This window comes from Streptomyces sp. CA189 (assembly GCF_056428985.1).
Window position 1 is genome coordinate 64,261 of the sequence record NZ_JBWJVM010000007.1, and the last position, 20,287, is coordinate 84,547.

General features: G+C 69.4%; 18 protein-coding genes. 9 read left to right on the plus strand and 9 right to left on the minus strand.

Annotation, left to right across the window (positions count from 1 at the left end; translation table 11 throughout):
• Positions 1 to 15 precede the first annotated feature (15 nt).
• Positions 16 to 480 (plus strand): N-acetyltransferase family protein, encoded by a 465-nt coding sequence (locus AC061S_RS08130; protein WP_478685166.1) that lies wholly within the window; start codon positions 16 to 18, stop codon positions 478 to 480.
• Between the two features lie 53 nt (positions 481 to 533).
• Entirely contained in the window at positions 534 to 1,709 is a 1,176-nt protein-coding gene (locus AC061S_RS08135) for a winged helix DNA-binding domain-containing protein (RefSeq protein WP_478685167.1), read from the plus strand.
• A 10-nt stretch (positions 1,710 to 1,719) separates the two neighbouring features.
• Here AC061S_RS08135 and AC061S_RS08140 read toward each other — a convergent pair whose 3' ends face one another.
• Entirely contained in the window at positions 1,720 to 3,105 is a 1,386-nt protein-coding gene (locus AC061S_RS08140) for a serine hydrolase domain-containing protein (protein ID WP_478685168.1), read from the minus strand.
• A 10-nt stretch (positions 3,106 to 3,115) separates the two neighbouring features.
• Positions 3,116 to 4,579, minus strand: a complete 1,464-nt coding sequence (gene dnaB / locus AC061S_RS08145; RefSeq protein WP_478685283.1) for a replicative DNA helicase — start codon at positions 4,577 to 4,579, stop codon at positions 3,116 to 3,118.
• A gap of 452 nt (positions 4,580 to 5,031) precedes the next feature.
• Here dnaB and AC061S_RS08150 point away from each other — a divergent pair, with 452 nt between their 5' ends.
• Entirely contained in the window at positions 5,032 to 6,369 is a 1,338-nt protein-coding gene (locus AC061S_RS08150; RefSeq protein ID WP_478685169.1) for an MATE family efflux transporter, read from the plus strand.
• Between the two features lie 131 nt (positions 6,370 to 6,500).
• Here the strand turns inward: AC061S_RS08150 and rplI are convergent, their stop codons facing one another.
• From rplI to rpsF, 4 genes are all read right to left on the minus strand, one after another.
• Positions 6,501 to 6,947: a 50S ribosomal protein L9 gene (gene rplI, locus AC061S_RS08155; RefSeq protein ID WP_243331152.1), complete on the minus strand. Its 447-nt coding sequence runs from the start codon at positions 6,945 to 6,947 to the stop codon at positions 6,501 to 6,503.
• Between the two features lie 18 nt (positions 6,948 to 6,965).
• Positions 6,966 to 7,202 carry a 30S ribosomal protein S18 gene (gene rpsR / locus AC061S_RS08160; protein ID WP_005315025.1) on the minus strand — a complete coding sequence of 79 codons (237 nt, stop codon included), beginning with the start codon at positions 7,200 to 7,202 and terminating at the stop codon, positions 6,966 to 6,968.
• A 43-nt stretch (positions 7,203 to 7,245) separates the two neighbouring features.
• Positions 7,246 to 7,851: a single-stranded DNA-binding protein gene (locus AC061S_RS08165; protein WP_327253815.1), complete on the minus strand. Its 606-nt coding sequence runs from the start codon at positions 7,849 to 7,851 to the stop codon at positions 7,246 to 7,248.
• A gap of 72 nt (positions 7,852 to 7,923) precedes the next feature.
• Positions 7,924 to 8,214, minus strand: coding sequence for a 30S ribosomal protein S6 (rpsF, locus tag AC061S_RS08170; protein ID WP_015034882.1), 291 nt, complete (start codon positions 8,212 to 8,214; stop codon positions 7,924 to 7,926).
• Between the two features lie 251 nt (positions 8,215 to 8,465).
• On the opposite strand from rpsF, the gene AC061S_RS08175 reads away from it, so the two are divergent.
• The 3 genes from AC061S_RS08175 to AC061S_RS08185 all read left to right on the plus strand — a co-directional run bounded on the left by AC061S_RS08175 (position 8,466) and on the right by AC061S_RS08185 (position 11,126).
• Positions 8,466 to 8,780: a hypothetical protein gene (locus AC061S_RS08175; protein WP_478685170.1), complete on the plus strand. Its 315-nt coding sequence runs from the start codon at positions 8,466 to 8,468 to the stop codon at positions 8,778 to 8,780.
• 129 nt (positions 8,781 to 8,909) lie between these two features.
• On the plus strand, positions 8,910 to 10,028 hold the full coding sequence (locus AC061S_RS08180) for a lipid II:glycine glycyltransferase FemX (RefSeq protein ID WP_478685171.1): 1,119 nt from the start codon (positions 8,910 to 8,912) through the stop codon (positions 10,026 to 10,028).
• A 66-nt stretch (positions 10,029 to 10,094) separates the two neighbouring features.
• Entirely contained in the window at positions 10,095 to 11,126 is a 1,032-nt protein-coding gene (locus AC061S_RS08185) for an alanine racemase (protein WP_478685172.1), read from the plus strand.
• 1 nt (position 11,127) lies between these two features.
• Here AC061S_RS08185 and AC061S_RS08190 read toward each other — a convergent pair whose 3' ends face one another.
• Together AC061S_RS08190 and AC061S_RS08195 are read right to left on the minus strand one after the other, a co-directional pair.
• Positions 11,128 to 12,588, minus strand: a complete 1,461-nt coding sequence (locus tag AC061S_RS08190) for a glycosyltransferase family 87 protein (RefSeq protein WP_478685173.1) — start codon at positions 12,586 to 12,588, stop codon at positions 11,128 to 11,130.
• An 89-nt stretch (positions 12,589 to 12,677) separates the two neighbouring features.
• Positions 12,678 to 15,209, minus strand: a complete 2,532-nt coding sequence (locus AC061S_RS08195; RefSeq protein ID WP_478685174.1) for a transglycosylase domain-containing protein — start codon at positions 15,207 to 15,209, stop codon at positions 12,678 to 12,680.
• Positions 15,210 to 15,483: 274 nt separating this feature from the next.
• Here AC061S_RS08195 and AC061S_RS08200 point away from each other — a divergent pair, with 274 nt between their 5' ends.
• From AC061S_RS08200 to AC061S_RS08210, 3 genes are all read left to right on the plus strand, one after another.
• A complete protein-coding gene (locus tag AC061S_RS08200) occupies positions 15,484 to 16,086 on the plus strand; it encodes a PadR family transcriptional regulator (RefSeq protein ID WP_478685175.1) in 603 nt (200 codons plus the stop codon).
• Positions 16,087 to 16,135: 49 nt separating this feature from the next.
• Positions 16,136 to 17,218: an inositol-3-phosphate synthase gene (locus tag AC061S_RS08205; protein WP_250738618.1), complete on the plus strand. Its 1,083-nt coding sequence runs from the start codon at positions 16,136 to 16,138 to the stop codon at positions 17,216 to 17,218.
• Positions 17,219 to 17,323: 105 nt separating this feature from the next.
• Positions 17,324 to 18,604 (plus strand): MFS transporter, encoded by a 1,281-nt coding sequence (locus AC061S_RS08210; RefSeq protein ID WP_478685176.1) that lies wholly within the window; start codon positions 17,324 to 17,326, stop codon positions 18,602 to 18,604.
• A gap of 61 nt (positions 18,605 to 18,665) precedes the next feature.
• Here the strand turns inward: AC061S_RS08210 and AC061S_RS08215 are convergent, their stop codons facing one another.
• Complete coding sequence (locus AC061S_RS08215; protein ID WP_478685177.1) at positions 18,666 to 20,132, minus strand: CCA tRNA nucleotidyltransferase; 1,467 nt, start codon at positions 20,130 to 20,132, stop codon at positions 18,666 to 18,668.
• Positions 20,133 to 20,287: the final 155 nt, after the last annotated feature.

Below are 20,287 nucleotides of genomic sequence, written 5' to 3' on the forward strand. Positions count from 1 at the left end.
AAGGAGCACCAGACCATGGCAGACAGCGATTCCGGCCTGCTCATCCGTCCCGCCACCGAGCAGGACCTGCCCGCGATCGTCGCGATGCTCGCGGACGATCCGCTCGGCGCCACCCGGGAGTCCTCGGACGACCTCACCCCCTACGCGGCGGCGCTCAAGCGGCTGACGGACGACCCCCACCAGCACGTCGTCGTCGCCGTCCGCGCGGGCCGCGTCGTCGGCACCCTCCAGCTGACGATCGTCCCCGGACTCTCCCGCAAGGGGAGCACCCGTTCGATCATCGAGGGCGTACGCGTCCACGCCGACGAACGCGGCAGCGGACTCGGCACCCGGTTCATCGAATGGGCGATCGAGCGTTCCCGTACCGAGAACTGCGCGCTCGTCCAGCTCACCTCGGACGTGACCCGCGTCGACGCCCACCGCTTCTACGAGCGGCTCGGCTTCACCGCCTCGCACGTCGGGTTCAAACTCCAGCTCTGAGCCGCCGGCCGTGGGCCGGGCCGCTGTCGGCGGCCCGGCCTACGATCGGGAGGATGAGCAGCCTTCCCCTCATCAGCACCACGGAGCGCCGCCGGCGCCTCGGACGCAGGCACCGCCTGGCCCCGTCGGCACACGCCGCCACCGTGCCCGAGGCCGCGGACTGCGTCGTCGCCCTGCACGCCACCGATGCCGCGACCGTCTTCCTCTCCGCCCGCGCCCGGCTGAGCGAAGGCGCGCCCGCCGCGATCGAGCGGGCCCTGTACGAGGACGTGACCCTCGTCCGGCTGCTCAGCATGCGCAACACCCTTTTCGCCGTCTCCACCGAGCTCGCCCCGTACGTCGACGCCTCCACCGCCCGCGGCATCGCCGCGAAGGAGCGCCGTACCTTCCTCAAGCACCTCGACGAGGACGGTCAGGGCATCGACGCGAACTGGCTGGCCCAGGTGGAGAGCGCCGTGCTGGACGCGCTCGACGCCCACGGCCCCTCCACCGGCAGCCAGCTCTCCACGGCCGTCCCCGCCCTGCGCCGGAAGTTCGTCTACGGCCGGGGCAAGAAGTACGAGACCGAGACCGGTGTCGCTACCCGTGTCATCCGCCTCCTGGCCGCCGACGGGCGGATCCGCCGGGACCGGCCCCGGGGATCGTGGACCTCCAGTCAGTACCGCTGGGTCCACACCGAGCCCTGGCCCGCCGTGCCCGCGACCGAGGCCCGCGCAGAGATCGCCCGCCGGTGGCTGCACTCCTACGGTCCGGCGACCGAGACCGACCTCAAGTGGTGGACGGGCTGGACCCTCACCGAGGTCCGCAAGGCCCTCGCGGCCGTCGGCCCCGACGAGGTCCGGCTCGAGAACGGCGCCACCGCGCTCGTCTGCCCCGGGGACACCGGGCCCGAACCCGAGCAGGAGCCCTGGGCCACCCTGCTTCCCGCCCTCGACCCGAGCTCGATGGGCTGGGTGGACCGGGGCTTCCATCTCGACCCCGCCCACCGGCCACCCCTCTTCGACCGCTCCGGCAACATCGGCCCCACCGTGTGGTGGAACGGAGAGATCGTCGGCGGCTGGGCCCAGCGCGGCGACGGCGAGATCGTCCACCGGCTGCTGGGCGACCCCGGCAGCGAAGCCGAGAAGGCCATCGCCGCCGAGGCCGTCCGGCTCGCCGCTTGGCTGGGGGAGGCCCGGATCACCCCGCGCTTCCGCACCCCGCTCGAGCGTGAACTCGTAGCGGGGTGACGGCAGTGCGCTAGCCGATGCCCCGCCAGCCCTGCGGGTCGACCCCGCCGGGCACCGGGGACTTCGGGTCGTAGGGCTCCCGGGTGAACACGAACGAGGCCAGGTCGAGGTGGCTCACCGATCCGTCCGGCCGCCGCACGGCCCGCAGCGACTCACCCGCGTAGTAGCCGCCCAGTCCGGTCCAGCTGCCGTCCGACTCCGGCCGGAAGCGGGCAGCCCGGCCGGTCGCGCCCACCGGGCCCAGCTCCAGGAACCCGTCGTAGGTCAGCCGTACGGCCTGGGCCGAGGTGCCCCAGTACCAGGGGCCGCACAGCTCCAGCGCGACGGGATCGGCTTCCCGCAGCGGCCGCCACGGCTCGGGAATCCGCGGCTCGGCCTCCGCGACGATGCCCACCAGTTCGGCCGCCAGCGTCGAAACCGCCGGCCCCGAAGTGCAGTTGGCCAGCACCACCGCGGCCACGTCGTCCGCCTCGCTCAGCCACAGCCCGGCCAGGAAGCCCGGCAGCGAGCCGCTGTGGCCCGCGAGCCTGCGCCCGCCGCTCAGCGTCAGCTGCACACCGAGCCCGTATCCGAGGTCGGCGATGCCCGGCTCCGGGGGAGTGGCCGAGGTCCGCATCTCCCGGACGGACTCGGCGCTCAGCACGCGCGCGTCGCCCCGTACGAGGAAGGCGGCGAACTTCGCCAGATCGCCGGTGGTGGACCACAGCTGGCCGGCCGGGGCCATGAGCCCGAGGTCCTCCAGCGGTTCCGGCATCATCACGTCCGCCCACGGGTGCACCGCCCAGCCGCCGGCGTGCGGGGCGACCGGCTGCGCCGTGGTGCGCCCCAGTCCCAGCGGCTCCAGCACCTCGGTGCGGAGCACGTCCTCCCACGGCCTTGCGCGGACGGCCTCGACGAGCGAACCGAGCAGCGTGTAGCCGGGGTTGGAGTAGTGGTGGCGGCGTCCGGGCTCGAAGCGGAAGGGGCGCTCGCCCAGGACGTCCGCAAGCTCCGGCCGCAGCGTGCCGGCCGTCCGCTCCCACCACTCGCCGGGCGTCTCCGCCGCCAGCCCGGACGTGTGGGACAGCAGTTGTCCCACCGTCACCTCGCCGACTCCCGTACCCGGAAGGAACTTCTCGACCGGGTCGCCCAGTTCCAACAGGCCCTCGTCCCGCAGCCGCATCACCAGCACGGCGGTGAACGTCTTGGTGATCGACCCGATCCGGTACTGCACGTTTCCGTCGGGACCGTGCCCCTCGACCATGGTCCGGGACCCCTCCCAGACCACCTCTCCGCCCCGCACCACGGCCGCCACCAGGGACGGCGCCCGGCCTTCGCGCTGCGCGACCGCGATCCGGTGGCCGAGCGCCCGCCGGGTCGCGGGCAGGAGGACAAGATCTTCCAATGCGGCATCCATGGTGCGGATGCTACGTGTTGGCCATGTCCACGAACCGCGAATAATGGCCCTGGAAGGCCACGGTGATGGTGGCCGTCGGGCCGTTGCGGTGCTTCGCCACGATCAGGTCCGCCTCACCAGCGCGGGGGGACTCCTTCTCGTACGCGTCCTCGCGGTGCAGCAGGATCACCATGTCGGCGTCCTGCTCGATCGAGCCGGACTCTCGCAGGTCGGAGACCATCGGCTTCTTGTCGGTGCGCTGCTCGGGACCACGGTTCAGCTGGGACAGCGCGATCACGGGGACCTCCAGCTCCTTCGCCAGGAGCTTGAGGTTTCGGGACATGTCCGAGACTTCCTGCTGGCGGCTCTCGGGCCGGCGCGAGCCGCCCGACTGCATCAGCTGGAGGTAGTCGATGACGACGAGCGACAGGTCGTTTCGCTGCTTGAGGCGGCGGCACTTCGCCCGGATCTCCATCATCGACAGGTTCGGGGAGTCGTCGATGTACAGCGGGGCGGCGGAGACGTCCGGCATCCGGCGGGCCAGCCGGGTCCAGTCGTCGTCCGTCATCGTGCCGGAGCGCATGTGGTGCAGGGCCACCCGGGCCTCCGCCGAGAGCAGGCGCATCGCGATCTCGTTGCGCCCCATTTCGAGGGAGAAGATGACGCTGGGCAGGTTGGCCTTGATGGAGCAGGCACGGGCAAAGTCCAGCGCGAGGGTGGACTTTCCCATGGCGGGACGGGCCGCGATGACGATCATCTGGCCCGGGTGCAGACCGTTGGTCAGCGAGTCCAGGTCCGTGAAGCCGGTCGGGACACCCGACATCTGACCGCTGCGCGAACCGATCGCCTCGATCTCGTCGAGGGCGCCTTCCATGATGTCGCCGAGCGGCAGGTAGTCCTCGGAGGTCCGCTGCTCGGTGACGGCGTAGATCTCGGCCTGGGCGCTGTTGACGATCTCGTCGACGTCCCCGTCGGCGGCGTAACCCATCTGCGTGATCTTCGTACCGGCGGCGACCAGCCGGCGCAGGACCGCCCGCTCGTGGACGATCTCCGCGTAGTACTCGGCGTTCGCTGCCGTGGGGACGGACTGGACGAGGGTGTGCAGGTAGGGGGCCCCGCCGACCTTGCTGATCTCGCCGCGCCGGGTCAGCTCGGCGCTGACGGTGATCGGGTCGGCCGGCTCTCCCTTGGCGTACAGGTCGAGGATGGCCTGGTAGATCGTCTCGTGCGACGGACGGTAGAAGTCGTGCCCCTTCAGCACCTCCACCACGTCGGCGATGGCGTCCTTGGACAGCAGCATGCCGCCCAGGACGGACTGCTCGGCGTCGAGGTCCTGGGGCGGGACCCGCTCGAAGCCGCCGCCACCGCCGTCCCAGGAGCCGCCCTCACGGCCTCGGTCGCTCTGTTCGTCCCCGCGGCCACGGCCTTCGCCGTTGCGGCGCGGACGGGCGGGCAGACGGTCACCTGGACCGCTGTCGGCCCAGGGGTCGTCCATGGGCTCGGACATGCTCACCGGGCCGCCTCCTCCCGTCCGCAACGCGGACCTTGCCGTGTCACTCTTTCTACGACACGGCTCTGACATTTGGGGCACCCGAATCGGCTCTCGGCGAGTCGGACAACGACCAACGGTAGGGCCGGGAGCGACGTCAGCCAATCTTGTTATCCACAGGCTGTGTGGATGAGGTGTGGATGACGGCGCCAATGCTGTGGGTAACTCCCCGGAAGCTGTGCACGGACCGGGGGACGGCGCTGTGGACAAAATCACCCGACCCACCCTTACACCCGATCTGACCTGGGGTTTCTCCCCCCGCTGACTGTGGGGGAGAAAATTTTTCGCCACTGTCTCGAGATCGCCTCCAACGAGGTGGGACGAACGCTCGAATCAACGCATCGGTAAGACTCCCAGCACCCTTGCGTCTATTACCTGTGGAAGATTAGGTTGAGCACATGAGACAGGCCCCCACCGCACCGAAGGCTGCCCCGAGACGGCACGACCGCGAGATCCTCGCACTCGCCGTCCCCGCCTTCGGCGCACTCGTCGCCGAACCGCTCTTCGTGATGGCCGACAGCGCCATCGTGGGCCACCTCGGCACACCCCAGCTGGCCGGTCTCGGCATCGCGGCCGCACTGCTCACCACAGCCGTGAGCATCTTCGTCTTCCTCGCCTACGCCACCACCGCGGCCGTGGCCCGACGCGTCGGCGCGGGCGATCTCCAGGCCGCCATCCGGCAGGGCATGGACGGCATCTGGCTCGCCCTGCTCCTCGGCGCGGCCGTCGTCGCCGTCGTACTGCCCACGGCGCCCGCCCTGGTTTCCTTCTTCGGGGCCTCCGACACCGTCGCGCCCTACGCGATCACCTACCTGCGGATCTCCGCCCTCGGCATCCCCGCGATGCTCGTGGTGCTCGCCGCCACCGGTGTCATCCGCGGCCTCCAGGACACCCGGACCCCGCTCTACGTGGCGATCGGCGGCTTCGCCCTCAACGGAGCCCTGAACGTCGCCCTCGTCTACGGGGCCGGACTCGGCATCGCCGGCTCCGCCTGGGGCACGGTGATCGCCCAGTGCGCCATGGCCGCCGCCTACCTGATCGTGGTCGTTCGCGGCGCCCGCCGGCACGGCGCCTCCCTGCGCCCCGACGCCGAGGGCATCCGGGCCTGCGCACAGGCCGGTGCGCCCCTGCTGGTCCGCACCCTGTCCCTGCGGGCCGTCCTGCTGATCGCGACGGCCGTGGCCGCACGCCTCGGCGACGCCGATATCGCCGCCCATCAGATCCTGCTCGCCCTGTGGAGCCTGCTCGCCTTCGCGCTCGACGCGATCGCGATCGCCGGGCAGGCCATCATCGGCCGCTACCTCGGCGCGGGCGACACCGAGGGCGCCAAGGCCGTCTGTCGCCGCATGGTGCAGTGGGGGATCGTTTCCGGCATCGTCCTGGGCCTCCTCGTGATCGCGGCCCGCCCGGTGTTCATCCCGCTCTTCACGAGCGACCCCGCCGTCGAGGACGCCCTGCTGCCGGCCCTCCTCGTGGTGGCCGTCTCGCAGCCCGTCTCCGGCATCGTCTTCATCCTCGACGGTGTCCTGATGGGCGCGGGCGACGGCCGCTACCTGGCCTGGGCCATGCTCCTGACCCTCGCCGTCTTCACCCCGGCCGCCCTGCTCGTACCGGCCCTGGGCGGCGGGCTGACGGCCCTCTGGTGGGCCATGACCCTGATGATGGTGGTCCGGATGGTCACCCTCCAGCGGCGCGCACGCTCGGGCCGCTGGCTGGTCGCCGGAGCCACGCGGTAACCCCCAGCCGCCCGCGGCAGCCCTGGAGCGATGTTTCACGTGAAACAGGGCCGAGGAACGAGTCCGTGTTTCACGTGAAACAACGAAGAAGGGCCGCACCCCACCGGGGTGCGGCCCTTCATGCGCAGCCCTTAGGCGGCGACGACCTCGATGCCCACGGTCGCGGCCACGTCAGCGTGCAGACGCACGGAGACCTGGTACGAACCGAGGGTCTTGATCGGGGAGCCCAGCTCGACGCGGCGCTTGTCGACCTTCGGGCCACCGGACGCCTCGATCGCCGTGGCGATGTCGGAGGGCGTGACGGAACCGAAGAGACGACCGGCGTCACCCGCGCGGGTGGCCAGACGGACCTTGACGTTCTCGAGCTTGGCCTTGAACTCGTTGGCCTGCTCGATGGTCGCGATCTCGTGGATCTTGCGGGCGCGGCGGATCTGCGCCACGTCCTTCTCGCCACCCTTGGTCCAGCGGATCGCGAAACCACGCGGGACCAGGTAGTTGCGAGCGTAACCGTCCTTGACGTCGACGACATCGCCGGCGGTGCCGAGGCCAGAGACCTCGTGGGTCAGGATGATCTTCATTATTCGGTCACCCTTTCCTTATCGCGCGGTGGACGTGTAGGGCAGCAGTGCCATCTCACGGCTGTTCTTGACAGCCGTGGCGACGTCACGCTGGTGCTGCGTGCAGTTGCCGGTAACGCGGCGGGCACGGATCTTGCCACGGTCGGAAATGAACTTCCGCAGCATGTTCGTGTCCTTGTAGTCCACGTACGCGGTCTTGTCCTTGCAGAACGCGCAGACCTTCTTCTTAGGCTTGCGCACAGGCGGCTTCGCCATTGTGTCTCTCCTGTGAAATCAAGAAGTGGGGGTGCGAGCTGCCCTAGAAGGGCGGCTCGTCCGAGTAGCCACCGCCGGAGCCGCCGGAGCTTCCGCCCCAACCGCCACCGCCGCCGCCCTGCTGCTGCTGGCCGCCGGCCGGCGCACTGGACGCCCAGGGGTCGTCGGAGGGAGCTCCGCCGCCCTGGGGGGCGCCGCCACTGGGGGCTCCGCCCCAGTTGCCACCGCCGCCGCCCTGCTGCTGACCGCCGCCACCGCCGCCGTATCCACCCTGGCCGCCACGACCGGTGGTCTTGGTGACCTTGGACGTAGCGTTCTTCAGGCTGGGGCCGACTTCCTCGACGTCCAGCTCGTAGACCGTGCGCTTGACACCCTCACGGTCCTCGTACGACCGCTGCTTCAGCCGGCCCTGCACGATGACACGCATGCCCCGCTGAAGGGACTCGGCGACGTTCTCAGCCGCCTGGCGCCAGACCGAGCAGGTCAGGAACAGGCTTTCGCCGTCCTTCCACTCATTGGTCTGCTTGTCGAAGGTGCGGGGAGTGGACGCGACACGGAACTTCGCGACCGCCGCACCCGAGGGGGTGAAGCGCAGCTCGGGGTCGTCGACGAGATTGCCGACGACCGTGATGACGGTCTCGCCTGCCATGGATGAACCTCTCGGCGGGGATTGCTGCTGGGCTGCTGTGCTACTCGGTCCCGATTACCGCTGAACCGAAGTTCAGTGGGTCTCGGGGCGAAGGACCTTGGTCCGGAGAACCGACTCGTTCAGGTTCAGCTGTCGGTCAAGCTCCTTGACGACCGCAGGCTCGGCCTGGAGGTCGATGACCGAGTAGATGCCCTCGGGCTTCTTCTTGATCTCGTAAGCGAGACGACGACGGCCCCAGGTGTCGACCTTCTCGACCTTTCCGTTGCCCTCACGGACGACAGAAAGGAAGTTCTCGATCAGCGGGGAGACAGCGCGCTCCTCGAGATCGGGGTCGAGGATGACCATCACTTCGTAGTGACGCATGTGGAACCCACCTCCTTTGGACTCAGCGGCCACGGTCGTTCCGTGGCAGGAGGGTCGTGATGCGTGCGCACGGCATCTGCAGAGCAGACACCGCGCAGCTGTACAGACTACCTCCTCGACTCCTTCCGGTTGAAATCCGGCGCAAGGAGGCCACAATCTGTATGCATCGGGTGTGCTCGGTGCTAGGCCCCCTGCTCCTGCCGGAGGCGGCCCCGCAGCACCGCTCTGCTGCAGCCAGGAGGTGCCTTCCGATGGCACAGGCAATGCGATCTCAGTCCCCCATCTCGCTCTTCGCGACCGACGGCAAGCCCCATCCGCTCCAGGACACCCTCGTGGCGGTCACCCTGGTCCTCGGCGCCGTGGCGTTCGTCACGGCCTTCTTCCACAACCTGCACCTGCTCAGCTCGTGGACCGGGCTGATCGGGATCGTCACCGGCCTCTACGGCCAGTTCATCTCCGCCACGACACGCGAACGCACAGCACTGATCATCGGCCTCGGAGCCGCGGCCATCGGCTTCTTCCTCGGCATGGCGCACGGCGGTCTCTTCGGCGGCTGGCTGGGCTGACCGGGTGCCTCCGCGACGGGGCGCCGGCCTCCCACCGGCCCAGGCCCGGCCTGTCCCCCAGATGGGTGGCGCCCCCGTCGCAGTAGGCTTCGCGCCATAGCCAGCGAAGCCGCCGAGGAGACGCCCCGCATGAGCCTGTCCCTGAGGACCATCAGCCGAGAGCAGCACCTGGGCTACCTCCAGAGCCTGCCCTCGGCTAGCCACTGCCAGGTCCCGGCGTGGGCCGACGTGAAGAACGAGTGGCGTTCCGAGAACCTCGGATGGTTCGACCAGTCCGGCGAACTCGTCGGCGCCGCACTCGTGTTGTACCGACAGCTCCCCAAGGTGAAGCGGTACCTCGCGTACCTCCCCGAGGGCCCGGTCATCAACTGGTACGCCCCCAACCTCGACGAGTGGCTCCAGCCGATGCTGGCGCACCTCAAGCAGCAGGGCGCCTTCACCGTGAAGATGGGCCCGCCCGTCGTCATCCGCCGCTGGAACTCGACCGCCATCAAGGCCGGGATCCAGGACCCGGAGGTCAAGCGCCTGCGCGACGTGGAGGCCTCCGTCATCGAGCCCCGCGCCTTCGAAGTCTCCGACAAGCTGCGCCGGATGGGCTGGCAGCAGGCCGAGGACGGCGGTGCCGGCTTCGGCGACGTACAGCCCCGCTACGTCTTCCAGGTACCGCTGGCCAACCGCTCGCTGGACGATGTCCTCAAGGGCTTCAACCAGCTGTGGCGCCGCAACATCAAGAAGGCCGAGAAGGCCGGCGTCGAGGTCGTCCAGGGCGGTTACGAGGACCTGCCGACCTGGCAGCAGCTGTACGAGGTGACGGCCGAGCGCGACAAGTTCCGCCCGCGTCCCCTCAGCTACTTCCAGCGCCAGTGGAAGGCCCTCAACGCCGAGGACCCCAACCGGATGCGGCTGTACATCGCCAAGCACGATGGGGAGCCGCTGGCCGCCGCCACGATGCTCACCGTCGGCCAGCACGTCTGGTACTCGTACGGCGCCTCCGCCAACCACAAGCGCGAGGTCCGTCCCTCGAACGCGATGCAGTGGCGCATGCTGCGCGACTCCTACGCGCTCGGCGCAAGCGTCTACGACCTGCGCGGCATCAGTGACACCCTGGACGAGAACGACCACCTGTTCGGGCTGATCCAGTTCAAGGTCGGCACGGGCGGCGAGGCCGTCGAGTACGTCGGCGAGTGGGACTTCCCGCTCAACAAGCTGCTGCACAAGGCGCTCGACATCTACATGTCGCGTCGCTGACCCGCCCCATCCACACACACCGCACCGCTGCACCACGCAGCTTTTCGAGAGAGGCTCCGGACGGGCATGGCGCTCACGCTCTACGTCGACACCGCGCGCTGGCGTGCGCACCAGAAGCAGATCCAGGACCAGTTCCCCGGGATGATCCCCGTCTGCAAGGGCAACGGCTACGGCTTCGGTCACGAGCGGCTCTGCGAGGAGGCGACCCGGATGGGTGCCGACGTCCTCGCTGTCGGCACCACGTACGAGGCCGCCAGCATCAAGGACTGGTTCGGCGGTGACCTGCTCGTCCTCACCCCGTTCCGGCGCGGTGAGGAGCCGGTCCCGCTGCCTGACCGGGTCATCCGCTCGGTGTCCTCACTGGACGGGGTGCGCGGCCTGGTCGGCGCCCGTGTGGTCATCGAGTGCATGAGCTCGATGCGCCGGCACGGGATCTCCGAGCAGGACCTCGGCCAGTTGCACTCGGCGATCGAAGACGTCCGGCTGGAGGGCTTCGCCCTGCACCTGCCGCTGGACCGCCCGGACGGCTCGGACGCCGTCGAGGAGGTCATCGGCTGGATGGACCGGCTGCGCGCGGCCCGGCTGCCGCTGCACACGATGTTCGTCAGCCACCTGAAGGCGTCGGAGCTGGTGCGGCTGCAACAGCAGTTCCCGCAGACGCGCTTCCGGGCCCGCATCGGCACCCGGCTGTGGCTGGGCGACCACGAGGCGACCGAGTACCGCGGTGCGGTGCTCGACGTCACCCGCGTCGCCAAGGGCGACCGGTTCGGCTACCGGCAGCAGAAGGCCGCCTCCGACGGCTGGCTGGTCGTCGTCGCCGGCGGCACCTCCCACGGAGTCGGCCTGGAGGCCCCCAAGGCCCTGCACGGGGTGATGCCGCGCGCCAAGGGCGTGGCCCGCGCCGGACTGGCCACCGTCAACCGGAACCTGTCGCCGTTCGTGTGGGCGGGCAAGCAGCGCTGGTTCGCCGAGCCGCCGCACATGCAGGTGTCCATCCTGTTCGTGCCGTCGGACTCGCCCGAGCCGAAGGTCGGCGACGAGCTGGTGGCGCACCTGCGCCACACCACCACGCAGTTCGACCGGGTGCTCGACGCCTGAGTCACTCCCCGGGGCGCGCGCCCCAGTCCACCCGCTGACCCTCCGAAGGCTCCGCTTCCTGCGGCGCCTTCGGCGTCCGCGGGAGCGTGAAGACGTCCGCCGCACCGTCCAGGACCCCGCCGGAGGGGTCGTCCGAGCCGTCGCGCCGCACCACGTCCCGCTCGGGCAGCAGGATGTCGCGTACGACCACCGCGCACAGGTAGAGCGTGCACAGCAGGTGGGCCGCGATCGCCACCTGGTAGCCCTCCAGCGGCAGGCCCTGGTGCTTGTCCCCGCTGGTCGTGTAGGCGAGGTAGAACCAGATCCCCAGGAAGTAGGCGACCTCGCCGGCCTGCCAGATCAGGAAGTCCCGCCAGCGCGGCCGGGCCAGCGCGGCGAGCGGGATGAGCCAGAGCACGTACTGGGGCGAGTAGACCTTGTTGACCAGGATGAAGGCGGCCACCAGCAGGAAGGCCAGTTGCGCGAAGCGGGGGCGGCGGGGCGCGGTGAGCGTGAGCAGTGCGACGCCCGCGCACAGCAGCAGCGTCAGGCCCGTCGCATAGGTGTTGGCGCCTTCGAGGGGGTTCCCGGAACGCTGGGAGATCAGCAGCCACACGGATCCGAAGTCGATGGGCCGCTCCTGGCTGAAGGTGTAGAACTTCTGCCAGCCCTCCCAGGCGAAGAGCATGACCGGCAGGTTCACCACGAGCCAGGCGACCAGGGCGCCGCCGACCGCCTCGCCGAAGGCCCGCCACTTCCCGGCCCGCCAGCAGAGCACGAACACGGCCCCGAGCAGCAGGACGGGATAGAGCTTGGCCGCGGTGGCCAGGCCGATCAGGATGCCGAAGGACCGGGCCCGGCCCCGCGACCACATGAGCATCGCGGCGGCGGTCAGGGCGATGGCCAGCAGGTCCCAGTTGATGGTCGCGGTGAGCGCGAAGGCGGGCGCGAGGGCGAAGAGCAGCGCGTCCCACGGCCGGCGGCGGTGGGTGCGGGCCACGCACACGGCGATCACGGCGGCGCAGACCATCAGCATGCCCGCGTTGACCATCCAGTACATCTGCTCCCGGTGCTGCATGGAGCCGCTGCCGGGGGTCATCCAGGAGGCGACCTCCATGAAGAGCCCGGTGAGCACCGGGTACTCCAGGAACTGCATGTCGCCGGGGATCCGGTCGAAGTACGGGATGAGGCCGTCGGCGAAGCCGCGTACGACGTAGAGGTGCGGGATGTCCGAGTAGCAGGCGTGGGTGTACTGGGAGCCGGCCCCGCGGAACCACGCCCAGTCGTAGCAGGGCAGCTTCTGCACCATGCCCAGCGCGAACATCCCCAGGGCGACGAGCACGACGACCCGTACCGGGGTCAGCCAGTGGCCGCCCAGCCGGGCGTAGCGGCCCATCGGGCCGCCGATGAACTCGCTCCCCGCGGCGGCCACCTCGTCATGCTGGGTGGGCAGTACGGGGCTGTCCTCGTGCACCTTCGTCATGCGCACATCCTGCCGTACGACGCCGAACATGCGAGAGGGCCGCCGCACTGGGTGCGACGGCCCTCTCCGGCCGAGTCGTGGGGGTCCGGTCAGCCCCCCATGGAGCCCCCTATCGGGAAGTCTCCGCCACCGCCGCTCGGCCTGTCACGCGACTTGCTGGGCGACGGCGAGGGCGACCGGGACGCACTGGGGCTGGGGTCCGGGTCGCAGATCGCCCACGGCTTGCAGGTCGGCTTGCCGGAGCTGCGCGAAGGGCTCGGGCTGGGCGACGGGCTCGGGGAAGGCGAGTTCGACGGAGACGGCGAGGGGGAGGGGGCCACGGAGGGGGAGGGCGAAGGAGCGCCGGAGGCGTCCGCGACGACACCGCGCTCGTCGGGCTCCGGGAAGTCCGACTCCGGGACGCCGTCCAGCGCCTCCTTCATGTACTTGGTCCAGATCTCGGCCGGGATGTCACCACCGTGCAGGGAGGGGATGCCGGCCACGCCCCTCATCGAGATCAGTTCCTTCTTCTTCGCGCTCGGGTCCGAGCGGAACAGGGCCACGGAGGTGGACAGCTCGGGCGTGTAGCCGACGAACCAGGCCGACATGTTCTTGTCGGTGGTACCGGTCTTGCCCGCGGCCGGCCGGCCGAGCTTCTTGGCCTTCGTGCCGGTGCCGTTCTCGACGACGTTGCGCAGGACCTTGGTGATGCTGTCCGCGATCGAGTTGTCCATGGCCTGCTGGGCCTTGGGGGGCCCGAAGTCGGGCAGGTCCCGGCCGTTCTTCTGGACCTTGCTCACCGAGTACGGGTCGTGGTGGACGCCGGAGGCGGCGAACGTGGCGTAGGAGTCGGCCATCCGGATGGCGCTGGGGGTCGAGGTGCCCAGCGCGAAGGAGGCGTTGTCGTTCGGGTCGAAGGACTCCGGCAGGATGCCGGTCGCCTCCGCGACCGCCTTCACCTTGCTGTGGCCGACGTCGAAGACGAGCTGGGCGAAGGGGACGTTGATGGACTTCTCCATCGCCTCGTCCAGGGTCACGTAGCCGTAGGCGGTCGGGCTCTCGTTCTTCTGCCGGAACGGCTTGCCGGAGCCGTCGCGCAGCGGCTGCCCCGCACGGTTGTTGATCACCGTGAGGTCGTTCGCCTGGTACTTGCTCTCGGCCGAGATCCCCGCGCCGTCCGAGTTCTGGGTTCCGTACTGCATGGCCGCCGCCAGCACGAACGGCTTCCAGGTCGAGCCGACCTGGACACCCGAGGTGTTGGCGTTGTTGTTGAAGTGCTTCTTGTCGATGCCGGGACCGCCGTACATGGCCACGAGGGCGCCGGTCTTGACGTCCACCGAGGCCGCGCCGAACTGGACGAAGGTGTCCGTCTCGGGCCGCTTCTTCTCGTCGAGCATCCCGTCGCGGGTCCCCTCGACGGCCTTGACCAGTGCCTCCACCTTCTTCTTGTCGAAGGTGGTGTGGATCCGGTAGCCGCCCTTGGCCAGGTCCTCGACCTTGAGGCCCTTGGTCTTCGTCAGGTACAGGTTGGCGGTATCGACCAGGTAGCCGATCTGCCCGGACATGCCGGCGGCCTGCGCGGAATCGACAAAGGTGGGGAAGGCTCTGAACTTGTCCCGCTCCGCCTGCTCCATGCGTCCGACCTTGACCTCGCGGTCCAGGACCCAGGCCCAGCGCTTCTCGGCCCGGTCCCTGTTCTGTTCGGGAGTGGCCGCGGAGCCGATGCCGCCGTCGGGGTTGTAGAGGTTGGGCCCCTTGAGCACGGCGGCGAGGAAGGCGCTCTCGGAGGGCGTCAGGTGTTCGCAGTCCTTGCCGAAGTAGGCGCGCGCGGCCGCCTGGATCCCGTAGGCGTCGCGACCGTAGTAAGCGGTGTTCAGGTAGCCCGCGAGGATCTCGTTCTTCTCCTCGTTGACACCGAGCTTTATCGAGATGAAGAGCTCGGTGACCTTTCGCTTGAGCGTCTGGTCCGCGTCCAGGTACTGGTTCTTCACGAACTGCTGGGTGATCGTCGAGCCGCCCTGGGTGGATTCGCCCTTGGCCATGTTCCACACGGCGCGGGCGATGCCCATCGGGTCGACTCCCTTGTCCGACTCGAAGGACTCGTTCTCCGCCGCGATCACGGCGTTCTGCATGGACCGGGGGATCTTCCCGATGGGGACGATCTGGCGGTTGACGGAGCCGCCGGTCGCGACCATCTGGGTGCCGTCAGCCCAGTAGAAGACGTTGTTCTGCGCCTCGGCCGTCTTGTTCACGTCGGGTGTGTTCACCGAAGCGATGCCGATGCCGGCGCCCGCCGTGATGATCGCGAAGAAGCCCAGGGCCGTGCCGCCGACGAGCTTCCAGGACGGGACGAAGCGCTTCCAGCCGACCTTTTCGCCCCGCGGGTAGTTGATGAACCGCTTGGGCCGGCCGGCGCCCGCGGTGGCACCCCGGCCCCGGCCCGCCGAGCCGCGGCCGGCGGATCTCCGGGCGTCCGATCGGCTGCCGTGACCCGGCTGCTGGGAATACGGGCCGCTGGGTGACGCGGTGGGGACGTCACGCCCGGACCCGGCGCCCCTGACGGGGCGCTGCTGGGCAGCCTTGCGGGCGGCGGCGCGGCCGCCGCCCTGGGGCTGTTGCGGTTTGCGGCGGTGCTCGCTCATCGAACGACTACTCCTCGGGCAGGCGAGTGGCCTGGAAGCGGCAGGTGAGTTCCGGTCCCCCCGGTGTCATGGCGCACAGACTACGCACGCCCAAAAGCCAATCACTGCCGAAGGTCACCCCAAATCAGGCAACTTGCCTCGCGCAAATCGGTGATGTGACGCCGGTCACCGTGTCGCCACTTGTAGCGGGCGGCCACCCGTTCTATCGTCTGGATGTATCGAGCCGATACATCAGCTCGACATAAAGACTCCGAGGCGGAGGAAGGGCAGGCGGATGAGCAGGCGCTCAGGCATTCTCGAGTTCGCTGTTCTCGGCCTGCTCCGCGAATCCCCCATGCACGGTTACGAGCTGCGCAAGCGGCTCAACACCTCACTGGGAGTGTTCAGGGCGTTCAGCTACGGGACGCTCTACCCCTGCCTCAAGACGCTCGTCACCAACGGATGGCTGATCGAAGAGCCGGGCAACGCCCCGGAGGACGCTCTCGCCGCTTCACTCGCAGGGCGCCGCGCCAAGATCGTCTACCGGTTGACGGCAGCAGGTAAGGAGCACTTCGAGGAGCTCCTCTCCCACACGGGCCCCGAGGCCTGGGAGGACGAGTCCTTCGCCGCCCGCTTCGCCTTCTTCGGTCAAACCGAACGAGAAGTGCGCATGCGGGTGCTTGAGGGCCGTCGCAGCCGCCTTGAGGAGCGCCTGGAGAAGATGAGCGCCTCGCTCGCCCGCACACGCGAGCGGCTCGACGACTACACGCTCGAGCTGCAACGCCACGGCATGGAATCCGTGGAGCGCGAAGTGCGCTGGCTGAACGAGCTCATCGAGAGTGAGCGGGCGGGACGGGATCAGAGACGACCCGGTCCGTCCGACGAAACTGCAAAGTGAGGCCTGCATCTCGCAGGCCTCGTCCGAGAACAAACAGGGAGCAACCGGAATGGGTTCGGTTCGCGTAGCCATCGTCGGCGTAGGCAACTGCGCCGCCTCGCTGGTGCAGGGCGTCGAGTACTACAAGGACGCCGACCCGGCGGCCAAGGTCCCCGGTCTGATGCACGTCCAGTTCGGCGACTACCACGTGAGCGACATCGAGTTCGTCGCCGCGTTCGACGTCGACGCGAAGAAGGTCGGCCTCGACCTTTCGGACGCCATCGGCGCCAGCGAGAACAACACCATCAAGATCTGCGACGTCCCGAGCGCGGGTGTGACCGTTCAGCGCGGCCACACCCTGGACGGTCTCGGTAAGTACTACCGCGAGACCATCGAGGAGTCGGCCGAGACCCCGGTCGACATCGTCCAGACCCTTCTGGACCGCCAGGTCGACGTCCTGATCTGCTACCTGCCGGTCGGTTCCGAGGCTGCGGCGAAGTTCTACGCCCAGTGCGCCATCGACGCCAAGGTCGCCTTCGTCAACGCCCTCCCGGTCTTCATCGCCGGCACCAAGGAGTGGGCCGACAAGTTCACCGAGGCCGGTGTCCCGATCGTCGGCGACGACATCAAGTCGCAGGTCGGCGCCACCATCACGCACCGCGTGATGGCGAAGCTGTTCGAGGACCGCGGTGTCCGTCTTGAGCGCACCATGCAGCTCAACGTCGGCGGCAACATGGACTTCAAGAACATGCTGGAGCGCGACCGCCTCGAGTCGAAGAAGATCTCCAAGACGCAGGCCGTCACCTCGCAGATCCCCGACCGCGAGCTCGGCGAGAAGAACGTCCACATCGGCCCGTCCGACTACGTGGCGTGGCTCGACGACCGCAAGTGGGCCTACGTCCGCCTCGAAGGCCGCGCGTTCGGCGACGTCCCGCTGAACCTCGAGTACAAGCTCGAGGTGTGGGACTCCCCGAACTCCGCCGGTGTCATCATCGACGCCCTGCGCGCCGCGAAGATCGCCAAGGACCGCGGCATCGGTGGCCCGATCCTGTCGGCTTCGAGCTACTTCATGAAGTCCCCGCCGGTGCAGTACTTCGACGACGAGGCCTACGCGAACGTCGAGAAGTTCATCAAGGGCGAGGTCGAGCGCTAGTCGAACCCCGGCGTCCGTGAGGACACCTGGACTTCGGCAGTTCTTCCGCGGAGGGTCCCCGGGCAATGTGCCCGGGGACCCTCCGCGTGTGTGACCCTTTCCCTCATGGCTGTCGTACGTGATCTGCGCGTACTCCTGCGTCTGCGGGACTTCCGCAACCTGCTCGCCGTACGGCTGCTCTCCCAGGCCGCCGACGGGGTCTACCAGGTCGCACTGGCCGCCTACGTCGTCTTCTCCCCGGAGAAGCAGGCCTCTCCCGCTGCCATCGCCTCGGCCATGGCGGTACTCCTGCTGCCCTATTCGGTGATCGGCCCCTTCGCGGGCGTCCTGCTGGACCGCTGGCGCCGCCGCCAGGTGTTCCTCTACGGCAACCTCCTGCGGGCCTTCCTCGCCTGTGTCACCGGCATGCTGATCGTCGCGCACGTCCCCGACTGGCTCTTCTACGCCTCGGCCCTGTCCGTGACCGCGGTCAACCGCTTCGTCCTGGCCGGGCTCGCCGCCTCCCTGCCGCGGGTCGTAGCACCCGGCCAACTGGTCACCGCGAACGCCCTCTCACCCACCGCGGGAACGCTCGCCGCCGTCGCAGGCGGGGGCCTGGCCTTCCTCGTCCGCGTACTGGCCGACGACTCCGACGCCCTGGTCGTGCTCCTCGGAGCCGGCCTCTACCTGTGCGCGGCCCTGGTCTCGCTGCGCCTGGCACTGGACCTCCTCGGGCCCGACCACCCTCCCGGCCGGATCAACCCGACGGTCGGCCAGGGGGTCGCCCTCACCGTGCGGGGCCTGGCCGAGGGTCTGCGGCACCTGGCCTCCCGGCGCGAGGCGGCCCGGGCGCTCACCGCCATGACCGTCATGCGGTTCTGCTACGGGGCCCTGTTCGTCACGCTGCTCATGCTCTGCCGCTACTCCTGGTCGGACAACGAGGCCGACGGGCTGGCCCTGCTGGGCGTCACGGTCGGCGTGTCCGGGGCCGGGTTCTTCGCGGCCGCCGTCATCACCCCCTGGATGGTGGGCCGGCTGGGCGCTCTCGGCTCCATCACCCTCTGCGCCGCCGGCGCCGCGGTGCTCGTGCCGGGGCTCGGCCTGTTCTTCGCGCCCGGACCGATGCTGGCAGCCGCCTTCGTGCTGGGCCTGGCCACCCAGGGCGCCAAGATCTCCACCGACACCGTCGTGCAGTCCCAGGTGGACGACGCGTTCCGCGGCCGCGTCTTCTCCGTCTACGACGTGCTCTTCAACGCCGCCTTCGTCGGCGCCGCCGGAGTGGCCACTCTCGTGCTCCCCCTCGACGGGCACTCCGTCCCCTTGATCCTCGGGGTGACGATGCTCTACGCGGCGACCGCGGCACTCCTCATGCGTCAGGGCGATGTTTCACGTGAAACATCGCCCTGACCGCCGTACGACCGGCTCTCCGCCCCGATGTTTCACGTGAAACATCGCCCCGCTCAGTCCCTCAGGCCTGTGCGGCCCACCACTCCTTGAGGGCGGCGACCGCCGCGTCGTGCTCCATGGGACCGTTCTCCAGCCGCAGTTCCAGCAGGAACGCGTAGGCCTTGCCGATCACCGGACCGGGGCTCACCTCGAGCACCCGCATGATCTCGTTGCCGTCGAGGTCGGGCCGGATCGCGTCCAGCTCCTCCCTCTCCTGCAGCTGGGCGATGCGCTCCTCCAGCCCGTCGTAGGTGCGGGAGAGCGCGCTCGCCTTGCGCTTGTTGCGCGTGGTGCAGTCGGAACGGGTCAGCTTGTGCAGGCGGTCCAGCAGCGGACCCGCGTCACGGACGTAGCGCCGCACGGCCGAGTCGGTCCACTCCCCGTCCCCGTAGCCGTGGAAGCGCAGGTGCAGCTCCACCAGCCGGGACACGTCCTTGACCATGTCGTTGGAGTACTTGAGCGCGGTCATGCGCTTCTTGGTCATCTTCGCGCCCACCATCTCGTGGTGGTGGAAGGAGACCCGTCCGTCGCTCTCGAACCGGCGGGTCCGGGGCTTGCCGATGTCGTGCAGCAGGGCCGCGAGCCGCAGCACCAGGTCCGGGCCGTCCTGCTCCAGTGCGATCGCCTGCTCCAGCACGATCAGCGAGTGGTCGTAGACGTCCTTGTGCCGGTGGTGCTCATCGCTCTCCAGACGCAGCGCCGGCAGCTCGGGCAGCACGTGCTCGGCCAGCCCCGTGTCCACGAGGAGGCCCAGTCCCTTGCGCGGGTTCGCGGACAGCACGAGCTTGTTCAGCTCGCCCTGGATCCGCTCGGCCGAGACGATCTCGATGCGGCCGGACATCTCCGTCATCGCCGCCACCACGTCCGGGGCGACCTCGAAGTCGAGCTGGGCCGCGAACCGCGCCGCCCGCAGCATCCGGAGCGGGTCGTCGGAGAAGGAGTCCTCGGCAGCGCCCGGGGTGCGCAGCACGCCGGCCCGGAGGTCCTCCAGGCCACCGTACGGGTCCACGAACTCCTTCTCGGGCAGCGCGACGGCCATCGCGTTCACCGTGAAGTCCCGGCGGACGAGGTCTTCCTCGATCGAGTCGCCGTAGGCCACCTCGGGCTTGCGCGAGGTCCGGTCGTAGGACTCCGAGCGGTACGTGGTCACCTCGATCTGGAAGCTTCGATCAGCGTCTCCGACTCGGGCTTCTTTCTGCGCACCGACCGTTCCGAAGGCGATGCCGACGTCCCAGACCGAGTCGGCCCACGGCCTGACGATCTTGAGAACGTCCTCGGGACGGGCGTCGGTGGTGAAGTCGAGATCGTTGCCGAGGCGCCCGAGCAGCGCGTCGCGGACGGACCCGCCGACCAGGGCGAGGCGGAATCCCGCCTCTTGGAAACGGCGGCCGAGCTCGTCGGCGACAGGGGCGATCCGCAGCAGTTCACTCACTGCGCGGGCCTGCCCGTGATTCAGGACACTGGGGTTGTCTTCGTTGGCGTTCGGCACAACAGAAAAGGGTACGTGCCCGGCCCGCCGGGAGCTCCCGTGTTTTGCGGCCACCCCGGCCCGCGGCCGCTCCGGGGCGGACCCGATCATGTGGAGCAAGGCGCGGCACTCGCGCACAGCGGGCCTCGTTACCATGCGTGGACGCACAAACGACG